Genomic DNA, 22,745 nt, shown 5'->3' on the forward strand with positions numbered 1-22,745 from the left:
GGGACGACGACGATGAGCAGCAAAGCGGAGAGAGACGTATCCGCGGCCACGAACCTCGCGCACGCGGCGGCGGTGCCGCAGACGCGTGCCGCGCGGCACCGCCGGATAGTGGACATCCTCAACCGCCAACCGGTCCGCTCCCAGAGCCAGTTGGCGAAGCTGCTGTCCGACGACGGCCTCACGGTCACGCAGGCCACGCTCTCCCGCGACCTCGACGAGCTGGGCGCGGTCAAGATCCGCAACACCGGTGGTGAGCTGATCTACGCCGTGCCCAGCGAGGGCGGCTTCCGCACCCCGCAGGCCCCCCTCGGCGAATCGGCCAAGGAGGAGCGCATGCGCCGCCTGGCCGGCGAACTGCTCATCTCGGCGGAGGCCTCGGCGAACCTGGTGGTCCTGCGCACGCCTCCGGGAGCGGCCCAGTTCCTCGCCTCGGCGATCGACCAGGCCGAACTCCACGTCATCCTCGGCACCATCGCGGGCGACGACACGGTCATGCTGATCAGCCGCGACCCCGCCGGCGGCCAAGCCCTGGCCGACCACATGCTCCGCCTGGCGCAGAACGACCACTGAACGACGGGGGCCTCCACAACGGGAGGCCCCATCAAGCCCTCGCCCCGGGGCGACCATGTCACGTTGCTGCGGCGGGCGAGTATCTGAGGCCCCCGCAGCGGGTGGGCACCTCAAGCCCCTGCGGCGTTTGAGCAGCGGGGTACGGGGCGGAGCCCCGATCTTTGGAGCCGGCGCGGCGATCCAGCGACGAGACCCGGGCCACGGCCCAGCCAACAAGAAGAGGACGCGGCCCGGCCGAAACCCGGACCCCGCCCCCTCCCACGTACAGCGGACCGCGTCACCCCACCCGCCGCGCCCGATACGACATCCACGCCGCGACCAACGCCCCCGACACGTTGTGCCACACCGAGAAGACGGCGGCAGGCAGCGCGGCCAGCGGACTGAAGTGAGCCGTCGCCAAAGACGCCGCAAGCCCCGAGTTCTGCATCCCGACCTCGAACGCCATCGCCCGCGACGCCGGCTTCCCGAGCCGCCCCAGCTTGCCCGCGCCATAGCCGAGCGCGAGCCCAAGACCGTTGTGCAGCACCACCGCGACCATGACGAGCGCCGCCGCCGACTTGATGGCATCCGCACTGCCCGCCACCACGACCGCCACGATCACGGCGATCGTCAACGCCGACAACCACGGCAGAACCGTGAGCAACCGGTCCACGAACCGGCCGAGCACGAGCCGCACCACCAGACCGGCGAGCACCGGAAGCAGCACGGTCTTGAGGATGTCCGTCATCATCGACCCGGCGTCCACCGGCAGGTACGCGCCCGCGAGCAGCAACGTCAGTGGCGGCGTGATCAGCGGAGCCAGCACCGTCGAGACGGTCGCGACGGACACCGACAGGGCGACGTCGCCGCGCGCCAGGTAGGTCACGACGTTCGACGCCGTACCACTGGGCGCGCAGCCCACGAGGATGACACCGGCCGCCAACTGCGGGGACAGACCGAGCGCGTGGGCGATGGCCCAGCCCAGCCCCGGCATGATCACGTAGTGCGCGACGAGCCCGAGACCGACGGCCCAGGGGCGCCGCGCGACGCCCTTGAAGTCGTCGAGCGTCATGGTGAGACCCATGCAGAACATCACGACGCCGAGGAGATAGGGCACGTTCGTGCCCCATCCGGCGAAGGTGCCGGGGGAGGCGAGACCCCAGGCGCCCGCCACGAGGACGAGCACCGGGAAGACGGTGACGGCGAGCCGCGCCGCACGGTCCGCGGAGCCGCTCGACGAGGGGGCCCGCTCCGGAGCCTCCGCCGCGGGAGCAGAGCCCGTGGGGGAACCCGCGGAGGAGGTCGTGGAGGAGGACGCCGTGGGGGAAGTGGGGGACGTCTGTTCGGATTCGCTGTGCACCGGGCGATGCAACGCCCGTGCGGCAAGCGCGCGCAACCCCGTCTCGTTATGTGGTCCCTACACGCGTGCCGGTGTCCGGCTTAGTACTTCGTGATCGCGGTGGCCCCGCCCGCCGTCCCGATCGCGATGTGCGGCGCCCGCTCGGGCCGCACCCAGGCCAGGATCCGCCGCATGGAGTCCGCGGGCACCGACACGCAACCCGCCGTCGCGCCTCGCCCGTTGACGTGCAGGAAGATCCCGGCGCCGCGGCCGCGCACCGGACGGTGGTAGTTGAAGCCGACCACGAGCGCGTGCGCGTACTGCGTGCCGTAGTCGGCGAGCCGCTCGGACTCGGCGGCGCGGCAGTCGCGGGGACGGGGTTCGGCCCAGCGGTTGTACGAGCGGGAGTCGTTGTCCTGGCACCACCAGGAGTCGCGGTGCACGCGGCGGTACGTCGCCGTGGTCCCGCCCGGCGCGGCCTTGATGCCGAACGCGAACGGCAGGTCGTAGAGGCCGGCCGGGGTGGTGTTGGTGCCCTGTGTGCGCTTCCCGCCCGCCACGAGCCCCTTCGCCCCGAACCGCGCGGACGCGGAACCGGCCTTCACCCACCGGCCGTTCGCCTTCCGGTCCCACCAGGTGACGGTCCCGGTGGTCGAGGACGCGCGGGGCGCCTCGGCCGTGATCAGCTGACGGCCGCCGCCCGTGTCCGCCATCCGGGCGGGCAGCGGGGTGGCGGCGGAGGCGGACGGCGCGGCGCCGAGGGCGGCACTGGCGACGACGGCGAGGGCGATACCTGCTCGTAGCGGACGCATGGGTCAGAACGTAGCGGGTGGCAGCGGAAGCGGCAGCCCGGGGAGTCCGTCCAGGCTCGTCCCGATGTACTCCTTCTTCTCGAAGTACGCGGCGAGCTCGTCGTCGTCCTTGCGCGCGAAGTAGTCGCCGTGCAGCGCCCGCTCCTCGTCGTACGTCATGAAGGGCACGGCGAAACCGCAGGTGTCGCGGATGTGCTCGGCCCGGACGACGATGATCGCGCGCAGCCCGTTGCGGCTCGGGTCGATGTCGGGGAAGTGGCCGAGCAACTCGGCGAAGCGCGGGTCGTCGCGGAAGACGGGCTCGCCGCGACCGTGCACCCGGACGATGTTCGGCGGGCCCTGGAACGCGCACCACATCAGGGTGATCCGGCCGTTCTCGCGGAGGTGGGCGACGGTCTCCGCGTTCGACCCGGCGAAGTCCAGGTACGCGACGGTCAGTTCGTCGACGACGGCGAGCGAGCCCTTGAGGCCCTTGGGGGAGAGGTTCACCGTGCCGTCGCCGGACAGCGGCGCGGTGGCGGTGAAGAAGATCGGCTGCTCCTCGATGAAGGCACGCAGCCGCCCGTCTATGCGCTCATGACTTTTTCCCATGCCAGGATCATGCCCGCTTCGCCCCTCGTCTCGGGAGGGCTCCCGCTGGGCGGGCCCGTACCATCGCCCCCTCCGCGCGATTGACGAATCATGCAGAGTCCCGCATAATCATGCACAGCGGTAAGTCCACCGGCACGCACACCCACCGGCTTGAGGAGCAGAGCACGTGAGCAGCAACACCGGCGATGTCCGCCTCTGGGGCGGCCGGTTCGCCGACGGTCCGGCCGAGGCCCTGGCGAAACTCTCCGCCTCCGTCCACTTCGACTGGCGCCTGGCCCCGTACGACATCGCGGGCTCCCGTGCCCACGCGCGCGTGCTGCACAAGGCGGGGCTGCTCACCGAGGACGAGCTGACCCGCATGATCGCCGGTCTCGACCAGCTGGAGCAGGACGTCGCGGCCGGCACCTTCACCGGCACGATCGCCGACGAGGACGTGCACACCGCCCTGGAGCGCGGCCTCCTCGAGCGCCTCGGCCCGGACCTCGGCGGCAAGCTCCGCGCGGGCCGGTCGCGGAACGACCAGGTGGCGACGTTGTTCCGGATGTACCTGCGCGACGAGGCCCGGGTCATCGGCGGCCTGGTCGCCGACCTCCAGGAGGCCCTCGTCGGCCTCGCCGAGGCGCACCCCGACGTCGCGATGCCGGGGCGTACGCACCTCCAGCACGCCCAGCCGGTGCTCTTCGCCCACCACGTCCTGGCGCACGTCCAGTCCCTGTCCCGGGACGCGGAGCGGCTGCGGCAGTGGGACGAGCGCACGGCCGTTTCGCCGTACGGTTCGGGCGCCCTCGCGGGCAGCAGCCTCGGCCTGGACCCGGAGGCGGTGGCGCGGGACCTCGGTTTCGAGCACGGCAGCTCCGCTAACTCCATCGACGGCACGGCGTCCCGCGACTTCGTCGCCGAGTTCAGCTTCATCACCGCGATGATCGGCGTGAACATCTCCCGGATCGCCGAGGAGATCATCCTGTGGAACACGAAGGAGTTCTCCTTCGTCACGCTCCACGACGCCTTCTCCACCGGCTCGTCGATCATGCCGCAGAAGAAGAACCCGGACATCGCGGAGCTGGCGCGCGGCAAGTCGGGCCGCCTCATCGGCAACCTGACGGGCCTGATGGCGACGCTGAAGGCGCTGCCGCTCGCGTACAACCGCGACCTCCAGGAGGACAAGGAGCCCGTCTTCGACTCCTGCGACCAGCTGCGGCTGCTGCTCCCGGCGTTCACCGGCATGATGGCCACGCTCACGGTCAACCGGGAGCGCATGGAGGAGCTGGCCCCGGCCGGTTTCTCGCTCGCCACGGACATCGCCGAGTGGCTGGTGAAGCAGGGCGTGCCGTTCCGTGTCGCGCACGATGTCGCGGGCGAGTGCGTCAAGGTCGCCGAGTCCGAGGGCAAGGAGCTCGACGACCTCACCGACGACCAGTTCGCCAAGATCTCCGAGCACCTCAAGCCCGAGGTCCGCTCGGTGCTGAACGTCCCCGGCGCCCTGGCCTCCCGCTCCGGCCGCGGTGGCACGGCGCCGAGCGCGGTCGCCGTCCAGCTCGCCGAGGTCAAGCAGGACCTGACGGTCCAGCGGGCCTGGGCCGACGCGAAGAAGTAGCCCCCTCGGTACCGCGCAGGGCCCGGCTCGTCCATCCGTGGACGGGCCGGGCCCTGCGGCGTACACGCACCCAGGGAGTCAGCGGCGGGCCCGCGCCCCGCCCCCGTAGCTCGACAGGTCCAGCAGCAGCCCGAAGAGGATCACGATCCAGCCGATCCCCCGGACGCCGACCACGGGCGCGTACGCGAGGACGTAGCCCAGCGTCGTCCACGGCAGCAGGAGCAGGCCGATCAGCGGCAGGAGTACGCCGTTGAAGGCGCGGTCCACCAGGTTGGTGAAGAGCCACGTGATGATCAGCGCCACGCGCGGCCCGATGGCCGCCATCGCCGCGAAGATGCAGCACCCCATGCCGGTACCTCCCGAGAGTCGGACGTCCCGACAGTCGTAACACCGCGTGACAGCCCCGGCCACCGCAGACGATCCCCGAACCACGGTGAGACGGTCACGCCTCCCATGAGACATCCATGTCTCACACGAGGTACTCTCGTCTCATGTCAGTCGATCGCTCCCAGGTGCTGCACAGCGCCGCCGCGCTGCTCACCCGCAAATCCACGGCCACCATGGACGAGGTCGCGCGGGCCGCCGGTATCAGCCGGGCGACCCTGCACCGCCAGTTCGCGGGCCGGGACGCGCTGGTCCGCGCGCTGGAGGAGCTCGGCATCGCCGAGTGCGAGACGGCGCTCGACCGGGCCGGGCTCGACGAGGGCCCGGCCGCGGACGCGGTGCGCCGGCTCATCCGCGAGCTCGAACCGGCGGCGCCGCTCCTCGCCTTCCTCGTCACCGAGAACCAGCTCTTCGAGGGCGAGCAGCAGAACGAGGGCTGGGCCCGCCTGGACTCCCGTATCGAGGCCCTGTTCCGGCGCGGGCAGGAGACGGGCGAGTTCCGCATCGATCTGACGCCCACCTGGCTGACCGAGGCGCTCTACGGCCTCATCGGCAGCGCCGCCTGGGCGGTGCAGGACGGCCGCGTCGCGGCCAAGGACTTCCAATTCATGATCGTCGAGCTGCTGCTCGGCGGCGCCATACGGAGAGTGGAACCATGACCAGCACACAACAGCGCACCCCTGCGACGGAGGTGTTGGAGTCCCGCCCCGGGCGGTGGCTCGCGCTCTCCGTCCTCGTGCTGGCCGTGCTGCTCGTCGCCGTGGACGCGACCGTCCTCGGCCTGGCGACCCCGTACATCAGCGAGGACCTGAAGCCCTCGGGCACCCAGCTGCTCTGGATCGGTGACGTCTACTCGTTCGTCATCGCCGGACTGCTGGTCTCGATGGGCAGCCTCGGTGACCGGATCGGCCGCAAGAAGCTGCTGCTGACGGGCGCGGTCGCGTTCGGCGCGGTGTCGGTGCTCAACGCGTACGCCACGACGCCGGAGCTGATGATCCTGGCGCGCGCCCTGCTCGGTGTCGCGGGCGCGACGCTGATGCCGTCGACGCTGGCGCTGATCCGCAACATCTTCCACGATCCGCGCGAACGGTCCCTGGCCGTCGGCATCTGGGGCGCCATGGCGTCGGCGGGTGCCGCGGTCGGGCCGGTGGTCGGCGGGTTCCTGCTTGAGCACTTCTGGTGGGGTTCGGTCTTCCTGATCAACCTGCCGGTGATGGCGATCCTCGTGGTCGTCGGCGCGAAGCTGATCCCCGAGTCGAAGAACCCGGTGCGGGGCCCGTGGGACCTCGTCAGCGTCGTCCTGTCGCTGGTCGGCATGATCGGCGTCGTCTACGCGGTGAAGGAGGCGGCGGCGCACGGTTTCGGTGCGGGGGTCGCGGCGTCGGCGGTGGTCGGCGCGGCGGGACTCGCGTGGTTCGTCCGGCGCCAGCTGACGCTCGAAGCGCCGCTGCTGGACATGCGGCTGTTCCGCAACCGCGGCTTCTCGGGGGCGGTCCTGGCGGACCTGCTGACGATTCTGGGCCTCGCCGGTCTGGTCTTCTTCCTCTCCCAGTTCCTGCAACTGGTCCAGGGGCGGCGGCCGTTCGAGGCGGGGCTCGCCGAACTCCCGGCCGCGGTCGGAGCGGTGGCGGCGGGGCTCGTCGCCGGAACGGTGGCGCGGCGCTTCTCCGTGCGGTCCGTGGTCGCGGGCGGGCTCGCGGCGGTCGGCCTGGCGCTGGCCGCGCTCACCACGCTGAGCCCGTCGACCGGGTATCCGATGCTCGGCGCGGTGCTGCTCGTCGTCGGCGTCGGCGCGGGCTTCTCGTTCACGGTGACGGCGGACGTGATCCTGTCCAGCGTGCCGAAGGAGCAGGCGGGGGCGGCGTCGGCGGTGTCCGAGACGGCGTACGAGCTCGGTACGGCGCTCGGTATCGCGCTGCTCGGGTCGATCGTGACCGGCGTCTACGCGGGGTTCACGGTGCCGGCGGGGACGCCGGAGGGGGTCGCGGTGGCGGCGCACGATTCGCTCGGCGGGGCGGTCGAGGCGGCGGGTGGCCTGCCGGCCGGGCAGGCGGAGGCGTTGCTCGCCGGGGCGCAGGCGGCGTTCGTGGACGGGTTGCAGTGGGCGGCGGGGATCGGGGCGGTGGTGCTGCTCGCGACGTCCGTCGCGGCGTGGTTCCTGCTGCGGGGCCAGCGCCTGGAGCAGTGACCGGCCCGCGCCGCGGTGCGGTTCAGGACCCGGGGCTCCGCCCCGTACCCCGCTCCTCAATCGCCGGAGGGGCTCTATCAGTCCCACGCGAAAGGCCCGGTCGACCGGAAACGTCCGGTCGACCGGGCCCACGCCCTCGTAGAGCAGCGGCCGGCGGCTACGCCGCCTTCGCCTTGGAGGCGTACATGTCCACGTACTCCTGCCCGGACAGCCGCATGACCTCCGCCATCACGGAGTCGGTCACCGCCCGCAGCACGTACCGGTCGCGCCCCATCCCGTCGTAGCGGGAGAACTCCATCGGCTCGCCGAACCGCACGGTCACCTTGCCCGGACGCGGCATCCCCGCACCCCCGGGCTGCAGCTTGTCCGTGCCGATCATGGCGAAGGGGACGACGGGCGCACCCGTCATCAGGGTCAGCCGTGCGATCCCGGTCCGGCCCCGGTACAGGCGGCCGTCGGGGGAGCGCGTCCCCTCCGGGTAGATGCCGAAGATCTTGCCTTCCTCAAGGACCCGGCGGCCGGTCATCAGCGCGGCCACACCGCCATTGGCCCCGTCGCGGTCGACCGGGATCATGCCGACCCCGGTGAAGAACCACGCCATGAGGCGGCCCTTGAGGGACGTGCCGGTGACGTACTCGTCCTTGCCGATGAAGAAGACCTGCCGGTCACAGACGAGCGGCAGCAGCATGGAGTCGATGAACGTCAGGTGGTTGCCCGCCAGAATGACGGGACCGTTCCCCGGAATCTTCTCTGCGCCTTCCACACGTAGGCGGAACATCAGGCGCATGATCGGACCGAGCACTGCCTTGATGAGCGCGAAGCGGGACAACGAGCCCTCCGATGTCAAGGAATGAGTCGAAGAAAGGGACTGAGAATCTGTGCAGGTGAGGACGATACTCGCGCACGAGTACCCCTCGCACATCGGGTTCACGGACTGGATACGCGGAGTTGACCGAAGTACGCGCCTCGTTGATGTCCCGGCAACGCCCGGACGCCACGCCGCATCACCCTGACGTTCCGTCCGAGGTCTCCCACTCGTCACTTTCCCACCCCTACGATCGGTCTCGCTTTGACAGGTGCAGGGCAGTGCTTGGCGGGAGGAGTGCGTGATGGGGAACCAGGGGAACGAGAAGTCACAGGCCGCACAGGGGGCTCGGCAGCCGCGGACCGTGGGGGCGGTCGCCCGGCGCTCGCTGCTCGGGGCGGCGGTCCTCGGCGCGGGTGCGACGGCCCTCGGGGCGGCCGGAACGGCGAGAGCCGCCGAGAGGGAAAGTGGCGCGAATAACATGAACAAGGGCCTCGCGGGCCTCCCCGTGCCCACGGTCATCGCGCACCGCGGCGCCAGTGGCTACCGGCCGGAGCACACCCTCGGCTCGTACCAGCTGGCGCTCGACATGGGCGCGCACGTCATCGAGGCCGGCGACCTCTGTCCGACGAAGGACGGGCATCTCGTATGCCGTCACGAACCGGAAATCGGCGGCACGACCAACGTCGCCGACCACCCCGAGTTCGCCGACCGCAGGACCACCAAGAGCCTCGACGGGGTCGCCACCACCGGCTGGTTCACCGAGGACTTCACGCTCGCCGAGCTGAAGACGCTGCGCGCCAAGGAGCGCATCCCCGGCACCCGCCAGCACAACACGATCTACGACGGCCGCTGGGAGGTCCCCACCTTCGAGGAGGTCCTGCGGTGGCGCGCCGAGCAGAGCAGGAAGCTCGGCCGCGAGGTGTGGATCTACCCGGAGCTCAAGCACCCCACGTACTTCCGCAAGCTGGGCCTCGGCCTGGAGGAGCGCATCGCCAAGGTGCTGCGCGCCCACCGGCTCGACCGGCGGAACTCGCCCGTCATCATCCAGTCCTTCGAGCCGACGAGCATCCAGCGCATGAACAAGCTGGTCGACAACCCGCTCGCGGTCCTGCTCTCCACGGCGAAGTCCCGCCCCTACGACTTCGTGGACACCGGCGACCCGCGCACCGTCGCCGACCTCATCACGCCGAAGGGGCTCGCGGAGATCGCGCGCTACGCGAACGGCATCGGGCCGACCCTCGACCTGATCATCCCGAAGGACGCGAACGGCAAGCTGCTCCAGCCCACGACGCTGGTCAAGGACGCGCACGCGGCGGGCCTGATCCTGCACCCGTACACGATGCGCAACGAGAACACCTTCCTGCCCGCCGACTTCAAGAAGGGCACGGACCCGAACGCGTACGGCGACGCCTTCGGTGCCTTCCAGAGGTACTACGAGACCGGCATCGACGGCATCTTCACGGACAACTGCGACACGGGCCTCCTCGCCCGCGAGGACTTCGTCAACGGGTGACCCGAGTACCCCGGTTGGGGTGAGACGGGGCCGCCCCGGCAACCGGCCGCCGGGGCGGCCCCGTCCCGCCGTACATGACGTACGACACCGTGATCGAGCCCCTGCGCCCCCTCCTCGCCGCCGAGGTCCGTGCCGAACTGCCCGGCGCGGCGGGCGCCGACGTCGACCCGGGCGACCTCGAACAGGCCGTATGGGTCCGCCTCCTGGAGCACCTGCGCACCCAGGGGCCGCCCACCGACCCCGCCGACTGGCTCCGCGAGGCGGTCCGCGCCGAGGCCCGCCTCCAACGGCGTACGGCACTGCGCGAACAGCCCTACGCGCTCGAACCCGCCGCCGACCCGGCCACCGCCGACCCCGAGCACCGCGTGCTCGCCCGCGAGCGCGACCGGGCGCTGCGCCGGGCCGTGCGGCGGCTGCCCGGCCGCTGCCCGCGCCTCATCGGCGCGCTGCTGTCCCCGCAGGACCTCACGTACCGGGAGATCGCAGGCGAGTTGGGTATCTCACAGGGCAGTCTTGGGCCGGAACGTTCCAGATGTCTCGGTTGCCTGCGCAGAATCCTGCCCTCCGAGGTTGCGCTCACGGCCCGCCGGGGAAAGCCTGAATGACAACTGGCGAACAGGTGAGCGGGAGGCATGCACACATGGGCATGAGCGTGACCATCTCTGCGGCGACCGAAGCGGATGCCGAACAGATCCTGAAGTTGCAGTACCTCTGCTACCAGAGCGAGGCACAGCTCTACGGCGACTACTCCATCGAGCCGCTCACGCAGACCCTGGACTCGATCAGGGCCGAACTCGACAGCGGCACCGTGCTCGTGGCCCGTCTCGGCGACGAGGTGGTGGCGTCCGTGCGCGGCACGATCGACGCCGACGGCACGGCGCACATCAACAAGCTGATCGTGCACCCGCGCATGCAGCGCCACGGCCTCGGCGGCCGGCTGCTCGCCGCGGTGGAGACGCGACTGGGCGCGGTCGGCACGGCCAAGCGCTTCCAGCTGTTCACCGGCCACCGCAGCGACCACAACCTGCGCCTGTACCGCCAGCACGGCTACGAGCCCGTGTCGACCGAGCGCGTCGACGAGCGGCTCACCGTGGTGACGCTCGCCAAGGACACCGAGGCGAACGCCTTCGCGGCGAGCGCCTGAGGATCAGGCCTCCGACTGCTGCCGCTGCGGCACACCCTTGCGCAGCCAGTACATCGCGCTCAGCGGCAGCAGGATCGGGATGAGCAGATAGCCGACCCCGAAGTCCGACCACACGGTCGCGTCCGGGAACGCGGACGGCTCCACGAGCGTCCACGTCCCGACGATCAGCACGCCCGCGAGTTCCAGGGCGCAGCACACGAAAGCGGCCCGCCGCGCCGTGTCCCCGCCGCGCACCAGCGAGTACGTGATGAAGGCGTACACGAGCCCCGCCACCGCCGACAGCGAGTACGCGAGCGGCGCCTTGTCGAACTCGGTGGAGATCTGCACGGCCGAACGCGACACGGCGCCGACGACCATCACGCCGTACAGCCACACCAGCAGCAGGCCCGGTCCGCCGATCAGGCGGCCCCGCTTCTTCTCGGCCTTCGCGGCGGCCTTCGAGGCGTTCTTGTCTTCAGCGGTCACAGCCACCTCAGCCTCCCCAGATGTCATAGAGCCGCACCTCGAGCACGGCCAGCACGACGCCACCGGCGGCGACCGTGATCGAACCCCAGCGGGTGCGCTCGGCCAGCGACATGAAGCCCGCCGCCGGCACGCACGCGAACGCCCCGATCAGATACGCGACGAAGATCGTCGTGCCCTGGTCCGGCTTCTCGCCCCGCGCGAGCTGCACGATCCCGACCACCAGCTGCGCCAGCGCGAGCACCGACACCACGGCCATGCCGATGAAGTGCCAGTCCTTGGTCGGCTGGTCGCGATACGCGGCGTAACCGCACCAGGCCGCGAGCGCGAGCGCGGCGAGACCCGTCACCAGGGTCAGGACATCAAGCATGGCCGTGAGCCTATTACGGGCCAAAAGACCCGATGCGCTCGACCCCGGGGTGACGTTTAGCCTTGGGAAACATGAAGATCACCGCTGACGCCCTGCTGTTCGACAACGACGGAACCCTGCTCTCGTCCATGGAGTCGGTGTACCGCTGCTGGACCCGCTGGGCCGAGGAGTACGGGATCACCGCCGAGGCCTTCGCCGCCGTGGAACTGCACGGCCGCCCCGCCGCCGAGATCGCCGCCGACCTGCTGCCCGCCGAGAAGGTGCCGGGCGCCGTCGCCCGCATCGAGGAGCTGGAGGTCGAGGACGTGCCCAACGGCGGCACGCACGTCCTGCCCGGCACGCTCGACCTGCTCACCTCGCTGCCCGACGAGAACTGGGCCGTCGTCACCTCCGCAACCCGCCGTCTCGCCGAGGCCCGGCTCGCCGCCGTCGGGATCAGGACGCCGCTGCTGATCGCCGCGGACGACATCACGCACGGCAAGCCCAACCCCGAGCCGTTCCTGCTCGCCGCCGGGAAGCTGGGCGTGGCCCCGGAGCGCTGCGTCGTCTTCGAGGACGCTCCGGCCGGTCTCACCGCGGGCCGTACCGGCGGCATGAGGACCGTGGCGTTGACCACAACGCACGAGGCGCACGAGCTCTCCGCCGACGTCGTCGTGAAGGACCTCTCGGCCGTGTCCGCGCAGGTCACGGAGGCGGGCGTGGAGATCACGGCCGTCCCCTGAGGCCAAGTGGAACCCCGGCCCCCGCTGTCCGAATAGCGGACAACGGGGGCCGTGCGCGTCCTCACGTCTGCTTTACTTGCCGACATGACCACGACGAGCAGCCGCACCCTTGCGACCGAGGCGACCATGACGCCCGGTGCTGCTTGTATGTGTCGAATGTGCGCCTTCTGAGGGCCCCCACCACGCCTGATCTCGCGCCCCGAAGCGAGACCCGCGCGCCCTGTTGTCGTAGGGAGTGACTCCGCAGGGAGAAACCGTCCGCCTACGTGACCCGGCCTGCCCCGCGCACAGCTTCTCCTCACGGGTTCATCCACCTCTGCGAGACCTGTCGCGCGCCCGGAGACTCAAGCCGAGTTCCCGACCGAATGCCCCGTGCCCGGCGCCACCCGCGCCGCGCACTCGACAGCTACGGAAACCCACGTGATCACCACCCAGGGCCTCACCAAGGTCTACCGCTCGCGCGGCCGAGAGGTCACCGCCCTCGACGGCGTCGATCTGCACGTGCGCGAAGGCGAGGTGTACGGCGTCATCGGACAGTCCGGCGCCGGCAAGTCCTCGCTGATCCGCTGCGTGAACCTGCTGGAGCGTCCGACCTCCGGCACCGTGACCGTCGCCGGACAGGACCTCACCGCCCTCGCCGGCCGCGGCTCGCGCGCCGGCAAGGAGCTGCGCGAGGCGCGCAGCCGCATCGGCATGGTCTTCCAGCACTTCAACCTGCTGTCCTCGCGCACCGTGCAGGACAACATCGAGCTGCCGCTCGAAATCCTCGGCACGTCGGGGAAGGAACGTTCCACCAAGGCGCTGGAGCTGCTCGACCTGGTCGGCCTCGCCGACAAGGCCAAGTCCTACCCGGCCCAGCTCTCCGGCGGCCAGAAGCAGCGCGTCGGCATCGCCCGCGCGCTCGCCGGCGACCCGAAGGTGCTGCTCTCCGACGAGGCGACGTCCGCCCTCGACCCGGAGACCACCCGCTCCATCCTCCAGCTCCTGCGCGACCTCAACCGGCAGCTCGGCCTGACCGTCCTGCTCATCACGCACGAGATGGACGTCGTCAAGACCGTCTGCGACTCCGCCGCCCTCATGGAGAGCGGGCGGATCGTCGAGTCCGGCACCGTCAGCGAGCTCCTCGCGACGCCCGGCTCCGAGCTGGCCTCCGCGCTCTTCCCGGTCAGCGGCGAGGCCTCCGGCGCCGACCGCACCGTCATCGACGTCACCTTCCACGGCGAGTCGACGACCCAGCCGGTCATCTCGCAGCTCTCCCGCACCTACAACGTCGACATCTCGATCCTCGGCGCCGCGATGGACACCGTCGCGGGCAAGCAGGTCGGCCGCATGCGGATCGAGCTGCCCGGCCGCTACGACGACAACGTCGTGCCCATCGGCTTCCTGCGCGAGCAGGGCCTCCAGGTCGACATCCAGGGCGCCGAGCCCGCCGCTCTGCTGAAGGAAGGTGTCACCAAGTGACCTGGTCGGAGATGCAGCCGCTGCTGTCCCAGGCATGTTGGGACACCCTCTACATGGTCGGCTGGTCCACGGTCATCGCGATCGTCTTCGGACTGCCGCTCGGCGTCCTGCTCGTCCTCACGGACCGCGGCGGACTCCTGCAGAACGCGTTCGTCAACAAGGTCATCGGGCAGATCGTGAACATCGTCCGCTCGATGCCCTTCATCATCCTGATGGTCGCCCTCATGGGCTTCACGCGGGCGATCGTCGGCACCACCATCGGCCGCGAGGCCGCCATCGTGCCGCTCGCCATCGGCGCCATCCCGTTCTTCGCGCGCCTCGTCGAGACGTCCGTGCGCGAGGTCGACGGCGGCCTGATCGAGGCCGTGCAGTCGATGGGCGGCAACACCTGGACCGTCGTGCGCAAGGTCCTCGTGCCCGAGTCGCTGCCCTCGCTGATCTCGGCGACCACCACGACGATCGTCGCGCTCATCGGCTACTCCGCCATGGCCGGCACGGTCGGCGCGGGCGGCCTCGGCGACATCGCGATCCGCTACGGCTACCAGCGCTTCGAGGCGAACCTGATGTGGATCACGGTGGCGATCCTCGCCGTCGTCATCTCGCTCATCCAGTTCGCCGGCGACAGCGGCGCGCGCGTCCTGCACCGCCGCGCGGGCAAGGGCGGCGACCCGATCCGCTTCAACCTCTTCGCCGGACGTACGGCCGTCACCGCTACCAAGTCCGGCTGAATCCCGAACTCCCCGTCCCACCCGACGGGTTGCACCACTGATGGAAAGGCACTTTTCGTGCGTAACACCACCAAGATCACCGCAGCTGTCCTCGCCACCGGCGCCCTCACCCTGGGTCTGACCGCCTGCGGCTCCGACAAGGCCGACACCAAGGCCAAGGCCTCCGACCCGCTGGTCGTCGCCGCGACTCCCGTCCCGCACGCCGAGATCCTCAACTTCATCAAGAAGGACCTCGCGAAGAAGGAAGGCCTCAACCTCGAGGTCAAGGAGTTCACCGACTACGTCACGCCGAACAACGCGACCGAGGACGGTTCGGTCGGCGCCAACTACTTCCAGACCACGCCCTACCTGGAAGACTTCAACAAGAAGAACGGCACGCACCTCAAGTCGGTCGCCACCGTCCACCTGGAGCCGCTCGGCCTGTACTCGCAGAAGGCCACGAAGCTCGACGGCATCAAGAAGGGCGGCACCGTCGCCCTCCCGAACGACGCCGACAACGAGAGCCGCGCCCTGCGCTTCCTCGCCGCCAACGACCTCATCACCCTCAAGAAGGGCTCCGAGGCCACCGCGACGCCGCAGGACATCGCGAAGAACCCGAAGAACCTCCAGTTCAAGGAGGTCGAGGCCGCCCAGACGCCGCGTTCCCTCAAGGACGTCGACGCCGCGGTGATCAACGGCAACTACGCCATCGGTGCCGACCTCAACCCGGCCAAGGACGCGCTCGCCCTGGAGTCCACCGAGAACAACGAGTACAACAACGTGCTCGCCATCAAGGACGGCAACCAGGACGACCCGCGCGTGAAGAAGCTCGCCAAGCTCCTCACCTCGCCCGAGGTCAAGAAGTTCATCGAGGACAAGTACAAGGGCTCGGTGCTCCCCTCCTTCTGATGACGATTCCCCTGAAGTCCACGATTCCCGCCGCCGTGACCGCCGGGGCGCTCGTCCTCGGCCTCACGGCCTGCGGCTCCGGCACGGCGGACGCGAGCGAGAAGCTGGTCGTCGGGGCCACCCCGACCCCGGCCGGCGAAGTCCTCGCGTACGTACAGAAGAACCTGGCGAAGAAGGCCGGACTCGACCTGGAGATCAAGGAGTTCACGGACTACGTCCTGCCGAACACCGCGCTCCAGCAGGGCGAGCTCGACGCCAACCTGTTCCAGCACACGCCGTACCTGAAGGACTTCAACACGTCCAAGGGCACGACGCTCGCGCCGGTCACGCAGGTCTACCTGCCGCCGCTCGGCTTCTACTCGAAGAAGACGAAGGACGTCACCGAGCTGCGCGACGGGGCGACCGTCGCGCTGCCGAACGACATCACCAACGAGGGCAGGGCGCTCGAACTCCTCGCCTCCCAGGGCGTGATCGGCCTCAAGAAGGGCGCCGGTCTGAACGCGACGCCCAAGGACGTCGCGAAGAACCCCAAGGGGCTGAAGTTCAAGGAGCTCGAAGCGGCCCAGCTGCCGCGCTCGCTGGACGACGTCGACGCCGCGGCCGTCAACAACAACTTCGCGTTGGACGCCGGGTTGAACCCCCGGAAGGACGCCGTCCTCCTGGAGTCCGTCAAGGACAACCCGTACAACAACATCCTCGCCGTCAAGAAGGGCGACGAGGACGACCCGCGGATCGAGAAGCTGGCGAAGCTGCTGACTTCACCCGAGGTCAAGAAGTTCATCGAGGACACGTACAAGGGCTCGGTGCTCCCCGTCTGAGGAGTCCGTCCTGTGCCCTTTCGTGGGGGCCGCTCCCGGCAACAGGGGCGGCCCCCATGTGCAGTTACGTGCCTTCATGCTGCATGCTGGGCAGTCCACACGGCCCGACGCGAAGGTAGAAGGCCTACGAAGGTCACCGAAGGTTACGGAGAGCGGCGCATGACGAACACCTTCCCCGAGGTCTCCATCAGTACGGAGCGCCTGGTGCTGCGTCCGCTCGACGAGGACGACGTACCCGCGCTCACGGAGATGATGAACGACGAGCTCGTCACCGCCTGGACCTCGGTGCCGCAGCCGTTCACCGAGGAGGGTGCCCGCCGCTGGATCTCCGAAGCCGTGCCGAGGCGACGGCGCGGCGGCGCCGGACTCGACCTCGCCGTCACCGAGTTCCTCACCCAGCGGCTCGTCGGCACCATCCGCCTCACCGAGACCGACTGGCACGTGCGCTCCACCGAGCTCTCGTACATCGTCGCCCCCTGGGCGCGCGGCGAGGGCTACGCGTCGGAGGCCGCGCTCGCCACGGCCCAGTGGCTCTTCCGCGACCAGCGCATGGAGCGCATCGAGCTGCGCACCGCCGCCGACAACACCGCCGCCCAGCAGGTCGCCCAGAAGATCGGCTGCATCAGCGAGGGCGTGCTGCGCAACGCCTGCATAGCGCGTACCCGCACCGAGGACGGCGGCCTCGCCGAGGCCCGCACCGACTTCATCGTGTGGAGCCTGCTGCCGGAGGACCTGGAGGGCGTCACCGAGCAATTGGCGGAGGCCGGGGGTTTCACGGCGTTCTCCGACTGGAACTGACCTCTCGGGCGGTCGACAGTCCGGGCAGGTACGCTCTCGGTGCCCCGACCCCGGCGGCGCCCCCGACCTCCGTGCCCCATGGGCACGTACGTACCCGAGTACCCCCAGGAGACTGACGACGATGGCCGACCGGGTCACGGTGATCGGATGGGACGGCTCCCCGCTCACCGCGGCGGCCCGCTCAGCACTCGGCGCGGCCACGCTCGTGGCGGGCGCCGCGCACCACCTGGCGCTCCCCGAGGTGCCCGAGCGCGCCGAGCGCATCCGCCTCGGCAGCGTGGCCCTCGCCGCCCGCCGCATCGCCGGCCACCGCGGCACGGCCGTCGTCATCGCGGACGGCGACCCCGGCTTCTTCGGCGTCGTACGCATCCTGCGCGCGCCCCAGTACGGGCTGGAGGTCGAGGTCGTGCCCGCCGTCTCCTCCGTCGCCCAGGCCTTCGCCCGCGCGGGGATGCCGTGGGACGACGCGCAGGTGGTCGTCGCACACCGCCGCACGCTGCGACGCGCGGTGAATGTGTGCCGCGCCCACACCAAGGTCGCCGTCCTCACCTCACCCGGCGCCGGCCCCGCCGAACTCGGCCTGCTCCTCGAAGGCGTCCACCGCACCTTCGTCATCTGCGAGGAACTCGGCACCGACCGCGAACAGGTCACCGTCGTCACCTCCGACAAGGCCGCCGACCACGCCTGGCGCGACCCCAACGTCGTCATCGTCATCGGCGGCCCCGTCACCGGCGCCCCGGAGGACGGGAACTGGCTGGCGGGCGGCGACCCCGACGTCGGTCCGCGCGGCTGGGCGCTGCCCGCCGGCGAGTACGCGGGCCCCTTCGGCGAGGGCGAGACCGAGCAGCTGCGCTCCGCCCAACTCGCCCGCCTCGGCCCGCGGGTGGGCGATCTCGTGTGGGACATCGGCTGCGGCAGCGGCGCCTTCACCGCGGAGGCCGGCCGGTTCGGCGCCGCCGTCATCGCCGTCGACCGGGACGCCGACGCCTGCGCCCGCACCCTCGCCGTCGCCCGGCGCTTCGGCGTCCAGGTCCAGATCGTCCACGGCACCGCGCCGCACGCCCTCGAAGACCTCCCGGAACCCGACGTCGTACGCGTCGGGGGCGGGGGAGCGGCCGTCGTCTCGGCCGTCGCCGACCGGCGCCCCGCGCGCATCGTCACGCACGCCGCGACACGCGACGACGCCGAACTCATCGGCAGGGACCTGACGGAGCACGGATACGACGTCGAGTGCGCCCTCCTGCAATCCGTCGAACTGGACACACGTGCCTGGACGGAGAAGGAGCGGACCGTGGGGTTCCTGCTCTCCGGGCGTCTGCCCGTACGCCACCCGTGACCCTGGCGGCACGGCGCGCGCGGTAGGCTGGCCGATCGTTGTACCGCACCGGGACGTTCGCTTCTTCGTACGCCAATGTCCCGAAAACGCACCACTTTTGAGGTGCGTGTGGTACGGCAGCGACCGGAGGACGCGCAACGTGGCGCAGTCCACAGAAGGCCATGGTCGAACTACGTTCCGTGGCCGCGCTCCGACCGGGACAATGCCTGTTGTCCGGGGCGGTTCGTGCCGCGCGGCGCGCGCGCTCGTTGTTCCTGACGGGCGGTCGACGTGTCGCTCCGGGCAGCGAAGCAGTGAAGCGTGAAGGTGCTCGCAGTTCCGGCGGACGGCCGGGGGCGGCCAGGAAGTTCTCATTCGATGGGCGAGGGGTAGGCATGACCGACACCGGTCAGGTTCCGGGCGGCGAAGGGCTGCCGGAGAACGCAGGCGCGGTGGACCAGCCGGGCGTTGCCGCGCCCGGCGCGTACACCTACCTCGACCCCGCCGACGCCACGGGCGAGGAGGACGAGCTCCTCCTGATGCCCGGCTCGCAGGGCGCGTGGGGCCAGCAGGCCGCGGACCACAGCCAGGGCCAGGGCCAGCCGTACGCGCAGGCCCAGCCGCAGCCACAGGCGCAGCCCCAGAGCCAGCCCCGGCGCCCGCTGCACCTGGGCCCCGCCGTCCCGGACACCCACGGCAGCCCCGTCCGCTCGCTCGCCGACCGCGGCCCCGCGCAGATGCCGGCCCGCCAGTCGGGCCCGCCCACCACCGGCCCCGAGTACCTGGACATCCCGCCGCAGGGCGCGGCGCCCTGGCAACCCGCTCGGGCGACGCAGCCGACGACCGGCGCAGAAACGGTCGCTCCGCAGTACGCCGATCAGCACGCGCAGGTGGCGACGCCGCCGCACGGGCAGGAGTTCGCGCAGGTCGGCGCGTATGCGTACGGCACGCAGGAGCAGGGCGAGTACGCGCAGCAGCAGGCGCAGTCCGACTACGTGGCGCACGCCTACGCGGACCAGACCCTCGGCCAGTTCGTCCCGGTCGAGGGCGTCGTCCCGACCACCCCCCACCTCGCCCCCACGCCGCCGCAGGCGATGACCGTCCCGCCCCTCCCGGAGGACCAGCTCCCGGTGGGCGAGGGCGCGGCCGACCCGCAGGGTGTCGTGCCCCCGCAGGCGGTCGGCGGTGAGGCGGGCGCCGCCGGGCAGCACGCCGGGGCCGAGCCTCAGGAGGTGGCCGCGCAGGCGGTCGCCGAGGAGCAGGACGCCGCCGCGCGGTACGACGCGGCGGACCACCAGGGCGCCGTCGGTGACGAGGCCGGAGCCGGGGCGGCCGAGCAGTACGCCGCGGCGGACCAGCCGGGTGGGATCGATCAGCAAGGCGCTGCGGAGCAGTTCGCAGCGGCTGACCAGCAGGCTGTTGCCGGTCAGCAGAACGTCGTTGGGCAGCAGAGCGTGACAGATCAGAACGGCGCCGTGGCGCACCAGCCCGGTAGCGAGCAGCAGGCCTTCCCCGGCCGGCCGGTGGCGACGGACGAGCAGTCCGCCCCCGGTCCGGCGATCCCGGCCCAGCAGGGCACGGGGGAGCAGCCGGTGGCCGACCAGCAGGTCGCTCCCGGTGAGCAGGCGGCGGCCGGACCGCAGGCGGTTCCCGGTCAGCCGGGCGTCGCCGGTGAGCAGGACGCGGCCGACCAGTACGGTGCGGATGCCGCTGGGCAGCCCGTCGCCGGCCAGCAGCCGGCCACGGACGGCCAGGGCGTCGCGGGCGCGGAGGTGCCGGCCGGGCAGGACGCGGCGGAGCAGCCGGTCGCCGACCAGCCGGTGGTCGACCAGCAGATGCCCGACCAGCAGGTCGCCGCCGGTGAGCAGGAGGCGGCTGGGCCCCAGGTGGCCCTCGGCCAGCAGGACACGGCCGGTCACCCGGCCGCTCCCGGTCAGCCCGTCGCCGCTGAGCAGATCGTGGCCGACCCGCAGCAGCCCGTCGCCGGTGAGCAGGCCCCCGCAGAGCAGGCCGCCGAGCCCGGCGCCGCCGAGCAGCCCCAGGTCGTGGCCGACGCGGCGGAGCAGGCCCCCGCAGGCCAGGCCCCCGCCGACCAGGCCGCCGCCCTCGAACAGCAGCCCCTCGCCGCCGCCCCGCTCGGCGCGGACGCCCCCCAGCCCGCGCCCGCGCAGCCGGAGGCCGCGGGATGGCCCGCGACGACCGACGGTCGGACGGACGCCACCGGCGAGCACGCCGTGACGGTCCCGACGGCCCCGGCCGATCCGAACGCCGCCCCCGCGCAGCAGCCCGAGGGCAACGAGCACGTCGCCGCCACCGACACCCCGGTGGACGAGGCCGCGGCGGTGCCCGCCCCGCGCGAAAGCGACTCCGGCGCGGTCCCGCTGACCGAGGCCGAACCCGCGGAGCAGACCCTGGCCCCCGCCGAGCTGACGGGCGAGCCCGAGCACCTGGCCCCCGAGCCCGCCGACGCCACGCACCCCGCCGCGGGCGCCGCCGCCCCCGCGTACGACGACGCCGAGCGCGAGGCGGTCCTGCGCGTGATGCGCGAGCGCCGCGACATCCGCAACGGCTTCCGCAGCGACCCGATCCCGCACGAGGTCCTGCTCCGCGTGCTCGAAGCGGCCCACACGGCGCCGTCCGTGGGCCACTCGCAGCCCTGGGACTTCGTGGTCATCCGGTCCGCGGACACCCGCCGCGCGATGCACGAACTGGCCATGCGCCAGAAGGACGCGTACGCGAAGTCGCTCCCCAAGGGCCGCGCCAAGCAGTTCAAGGAACTGAAGATCGAGGCCATCCTCGACACCCCGGTGAACATCGTGGTCACCGCCGACCCGACCCGCGGCGGCCGCCACACGCTGGGCCGTCACACGCAGCCGCAGATGGCCCCGTACTCGTCCGCGCTCGCGGTGGAGAACCTGTGGCTCGCGGCCCGCGCCGAGGGCCTCGGCGTCGGCTGGGTCAGCTTCTTCGACGAGCGCGAGATGGTCCGCTCCCTCGGCCTGCCCGAGCACCTCGAAGTGGTCGCGTACCTCTGCGTCGGCTACGTCGACGAGTTCCCGGAGGAGCCGGAGCTGATGCAGGCCGGCTGGTCCAAGCGCCGGCCGCTGTCGTGGGTCGTGCACGAGGAGACGTACGGCCGCCGCGCCCTGCCCGGCGAGGACCCGCACGACCTGCTCGCGGAGACCGTCTCCAACATCCGCCCGCTGGACGCGAAGGCGCTCGGCGAGGCGTGGGAGCGGCAGAAGCGGATGACGAAGCCCGCGGGCGCGCTCGGCATGCTGGAGATCATCTCGGCCCAGCTGTCCGGCCTGTCCCGCGTGTGCCCGCCGCCGATCCCGGAACCGGCCGCCGTCGCGATCTTCGCGGGCGACCACGGGGTCCACGCGCAGGGCGTCACGCCGTGGCCGCAAGAGGTGACCGGCCAGATGGTCGCGAACTTCCTGGGCGGCGGAGCGGTCTGCAACGCGTTCGCGAACCAGGTCGGCGCGGAGGTCTGCGTCATCGACGTGGGCGTGGCGAGCGAACTGCCGTCCACACCCGGCCTGCTGCCCCGCAAGGTCCGGGCCGGCACCGCCGACATGACGACCGGGCCCGCCCTGACCCGCGAAGAGGTCAAGGAGGCCATCGAGGTCGGCATCGAGACGGCCCGGGACCTCGTGGCGGCGGGCAACAAGGCGCTGCTGACCGGTGAGATGGGCATCGCGAACACGACGGCGTCCGCGGCCCTCATCTCCGTCTACACCGAGGTCGACCCGGCCGAGGTGACCGGGCGCGGTACCGGTATCAACGACGAGACGCACGCCCGCAAGGTCGAGGTCGTGCGCCGCGCCCTCGACGTGCACAAGCCCGATCCGGCGGACCCGATCGGTGTCCTCTCGGCGGTCGGCGGTCTGGAGCACGCCGCGATGGTGGGTCTGCTCCTTGGCGGCGCGTCCCTGCGTACGCCGGTGATCCTGGACGGCGTCAGTGCCGGTGCCGCCGCGCTGGTGGCCCGTGCGATCGCCCCTGAGGTCCTGGCGGCGTGCATCGCGGGGCACCGCAGCGCCGAACCCGGCCACGTCGCCGCCCTGAACAAGCTGGGCCTGCGCCCGCTCGTCGACCTGGACCTGCGCCTCGGTGAGGGCACGGGTGCCCTCCTGGCGCTCCCGATCGTGCAGAGCGCGGCGCGTGCGATGCACGAGGTCGCGACCTTCGACTCGGCGGGCGTAACGGAAAAGTAGCCCCCACCCCACCCCTTCCCGAAACTCCTCAATCGCCGGAG

22 protein-coding genes are annotated in these 22,745 nt (G+C 71.4%); 15 read left to right on the top strand and 7 right to left on the bottom strand.

Going from position 1 to position 22,745, the window contains the following annotated elements; all coding sequences use genetic code 11:
- Positions 1 to 12: 12 nt before the first annotated feature.
- The gene (locus ACYBSK_RS10990) at positions 13 to 570 is read left to right on the top strand and encodes an arginine repressor (RefSeq protein WP_457476715.1); all 558 of its coding nucleotides are present in this window, start codon (positions 13 to 15) and stop codon (positions 568 to 570) included.
- Between the two features lie 277 nt (positions 571 to 847).
- On the opposite strand, the gene ACYBSK_RS10995 is transcribed toward ACYBSK_RS10990, so the two are convergent.
- The 3 genes from ACYBSK_RS10995 to ACYBSK_RS11005 form a co-directional block, all read right to left on the bottom strand.
- Positions 848 to 1,909 carry a bile acid:sodium symporter family protein gene (locus tag ACYBSK_RS10995; RefSeq protein ID WP_460245932.1) on the bottom strand — a complete coding sequence of 354 codons (1,062 nt, stop codon included), beginning with the start codon at positions 1,907 to 1,909 and terminating at the stop codon, positions 848 to 850.
- An 80-nt stretch (positions 1,910 to 1,989) separates the two neighbouring features.
- Entirely contained in the window at positions 1,990 to 2,700 is a 711-nt protein-coding gene (locus ACYBSK_RS11000) for a L,D-transpeptidase family protein (protein WP_457476717.1), read from the bottom strand.
- A gap of 3 nt (positions 2,701 to 2,703) precedes the next feature.
- A complete protein-coding gene (locus ACYBSK_RS11005; RefSeq protein ID WP_460245933.1) occupies positions 2,704 to 3,291 on the bottom strand; it encodes a pyridoxamine 5'-phosphate oxidase family protein in 588 nt (195 codons plus the stop codon).
- A gap of 166 nt (positions 3,292 to 3,457) precedes the next feature.
- On the opposite strand from ACYBSK_RS11005, the gene argH reads away from it, so the two are divergent.
- Complete coding sequence (gene argH, locus ACYBSK_RS11010; protein WP_460245934.1) at positions 3,458 to 4,885, top strand: argininosuccinate lyase; 1,428 nt, start codon at positions 3,458 to 3,460, stop codon at positions 4,883 to 4,885.
- Between the two features lie 78 nt (positions 4,886 to 4,963).
- On the opposite strand, the gene ACYBSK_RS11015 is transcribed toward argH, so the two are convergent.
- A complete protein-coding gene (locus ACYBSK_RS11015; RefSeq protein ID WP_457476720.1) occupies positions 4,964 to 5,233 on the bottom strand; it encodes a hypothetical protein in 270 nt (89 codons plus the stop codon).
- A gap of 143 nt (positions 5,234 to 5,376) precedes the next feature.
- On the opposite strand from ACYBSK_RS11015, the gene ACYBSK_RS11020 reads away from it, so the two are divergent.
- Positions 5,377 to 5,928 (top strand): TetR/AcrR family transcriptional regulator, encoded by a 552-nt coding sequence (locus ACYBSK_RS11020; RefSeq protein WP_457476721.1) that lies wholly within the window; start codon positions 5,377 to 5,379, stop codon positions 5,926 to 5,928.
- Positions 5,925 to 7,457 (top strand): MFS transporter, encoded by a 1,533-nt coding sequence (locus ACYBSK_RS11025; protein WP_457476722.1) that lies wholly within the window; start codon positions 5,925 to 5,927, stop codon positions 7,455 to 7,457. Before ACYBSK_RS11020 ends, ACYBSK_RS11025 begins: the two co-directional genes overlap by 4 nt.
- Before the next feature lie 157 nt (positions 7,458 to 7,614).
- Here the strand turns inward: ACYBSK_RS11025 and ACYBSK_RS11030 are convergent, their stop codons facing one another.
- Positions 7,615 to 8,304, bottom strand: a complete 690-nt coding sequence (locus ACYBSK_RS11030; RefSeq protein WP_460245935.1) for a lysophospholipid acyltransferase family protein — start codon at positions 8,302 to 8,304, stop codon at positions 7,615 to 7,617.
- A gap of 262 nt (positions 8,305 to 8,566) precedes the next feature.
- Between ACYBSK_RS11030 and ACYBSK_RS11035 the strand changes: the two genes are divergently transcribed.
- The 3 genes from ACYBSK_RS11035 to ACYBSK_RS11045 all read left to right on the top strand — a co-directional run bounded on the left by ACYBSK_RS11035 (position 8,567) and on the right by ACYBSK_RS11045 (position 10,922).
- Positions 8,567 to 9,778: a glycerophosphodiester phosphodiesterase gene (locus ACYBSK_RS11035; protein WP_460245936.1), complete on the top strand. Its 1,212-nt coding sequence runs from the start codon at positions 8,567 to 8,569 to the stop codon at positions 9,776 to 9,778.
- A gap of 74 nt (positions 9,779 to 9,852) precedes the next feature.
- The gene (locus ACYBSK_RS11040; RefSeq protein WP_460245937.1) at positions 9,853 to 10,383 is read left to right on the top strand and encodes an RNA polymerase sigma factor; all 531 of its coding nucleotides are present in this window, start codon (positions 9,853 to 9,855) and stop codon (positions 10,381 to 10,383) included.
- Positions 10,384 to 10,418: 35 nt separating this feature from the next.
- On the top strand, positions 10,419 to 10,922 hold the full coding sequence (locus tag ACYBSK_RS11045) for a GNAT family N-acetyltransferase (RefSeq protein WP_457476726.1): 504 nt from the start codon (positions 10,419 to 10,421) through the stop codon (positions 10,920 to 10,922).
- A gap of 3 nt (positions 10,923 to 10,925) precedes the next feature.
- Here the strand turns inward: ACYBSK_RS11045 and ACYBSK_RS11050 are convergent, their stop codons facing one another.
- Both ACYBSK_RS11050 and ACYBSK_RS11055 read right to left on the bottom strand, forming a co-directional pair.
- A complete protein-coding gene (locus ACYBSK_RS11050) occupies positions 10,926 to 11,414 on the bottom strand; it encodes a hypothetical protein (protein WP_460245938.1) in 489 nt (162 codons plus the stop codon).
- Complete coding sequence (locus ACYBSK_RS11055) at positions 11,395 to 11,754, bottom strand: hypothetical protein (protein WP_460245939.1); 360 nt, start codon at positions 11,752 to 11,754, stop codon at positions 11,395 to 11,397. Before ACYBSK_RS11055 ends, ACYBSK_RS11050 begins: the two co-directional genes overlap by 20 nt.
- A 71-nt stretch (positions 11,755 to 11,825) precedes the next feature.
- On the opposite strand from ACYBSK_RS11055, the gene ACYBSK_RS11060 reads away from it, so the two are divergent.
- The 8 genes from ACYBSK_RS11060 (at position 11,826) to cobT (ending at position 22,704) form a co-directional block, all read left to right on the top strand.
- A complete protein-coding gene (locus ACYBSK_RS11060) occupies positions 11,826 to 12,476 on the top strand; it encodes an HAD-IA family hydrolase (RefSeq protein WP_460245940.1) in 651 nt (216 codons plus the stop codon).
- Positions 12,477 to 12,896: 420 nt separating this feature from the next.
- Positions 12,897 to 13,937, top strand: a complete 1,041-nt coding sequence (locus ACYBSK_RS11065) for a methionine ABC transporter ATP-binding protein (RefSeq protein WP_457476730.1) — start codon at positions 12,897 to 12,899, stop codon at positions 13,935 to 13,937.
- On the top strand, positions 13,934 to 14,665 hold the full coding sequence (locus ACYBSK_RS11070; protein WP_457476731.1) for a methionine ABC transporter permease: 732 nt from the start codon (positions 13,934 to 13,936) through the stop codon (positions 14,663 to 14,665). Before ACYBSK_RS11065 ends, ACYBSK_RS11070 begins: the two co-directional genes overlap by 4 nt.
- Before the next feature lie 57 nt (positions 14,666 to 14,722).
- The gene (locus tag ACYBSK_RS11075; RefSeq protein WP_460245941.1) at positions 14,723 to 15,553 is read left to right on the top strand and encodes a MetQ/NlpA family ABC transporter substrate-binding protein; all 831 of its coding nucleotides are present in this window, start codon (positions 14,723 to 14,725) and stop codon (positions 15,551 to 15,553) included.
- On the top strand, positions 15,553 to 16,371 hold the full coding sequence (locus tag ACYBSK_RS11080; protein ID WP_460245942.1) for a MetQ/NlpA family ABC transporter substrate-binding protein: 819 nt from the start codon (positions 15,553 to 15,555) through the stop codon (positions 16,369 to 16,371). Before ACYBSK_RS11075 ends, ACYBSK_RS11080 begins: the two co-directional genes overlap by 1 nt.
- A gap of 159 nt (positions 16,372 to 16,530) precedes the next feature.
- Positions 16,531 to 17,169, top strand: a complete 639-nt coding sequence (locus ACYBSK_RS11085; RefSeq protein WP_457476734.1) for a GNAT family N-acetyltransferase — start codon at positions 16,531 to 16,533, stop codon at positions 17,167 to 17,169.
- Positions 17,170 to 17,290: 121 nt separating this feature from the next.
- Positions 17,291 to 18,505, top strand: a complete 1,215-nt coding sequence (gene cbiE / locus ACYBSK_RS11090; protein ID WP_460245943.1) for a precorrin-6y C5,15-methyltransferase (decarboxylating) subunit CbiE — start codon at positions 17,291 to 17,293, stop codon at positions 18,503 to 18,505.
- Between the two features lie 374 nt (positions 18,506 to 18,879).
- Positions 18,880 to 22,704 (top strand): nicotinate-nucleotide--dimethylbenzimidazole phosphoribosyltransferase, encoded by a 3,825-nt coding sequence (gene cobT / locus ACYBSK_RS11095; protein WP_460245944.1) that lies wholly within the window; start codon positions 18,880 to 18,882, stop codon positions 22,702 to 22,704.
- Positions 22,705 to 22,745: the final 41 nt, after the last annotated feature.

It is taken from the genome of Streptomyces sp. BYX5S, from assembly GCF_054724165.1.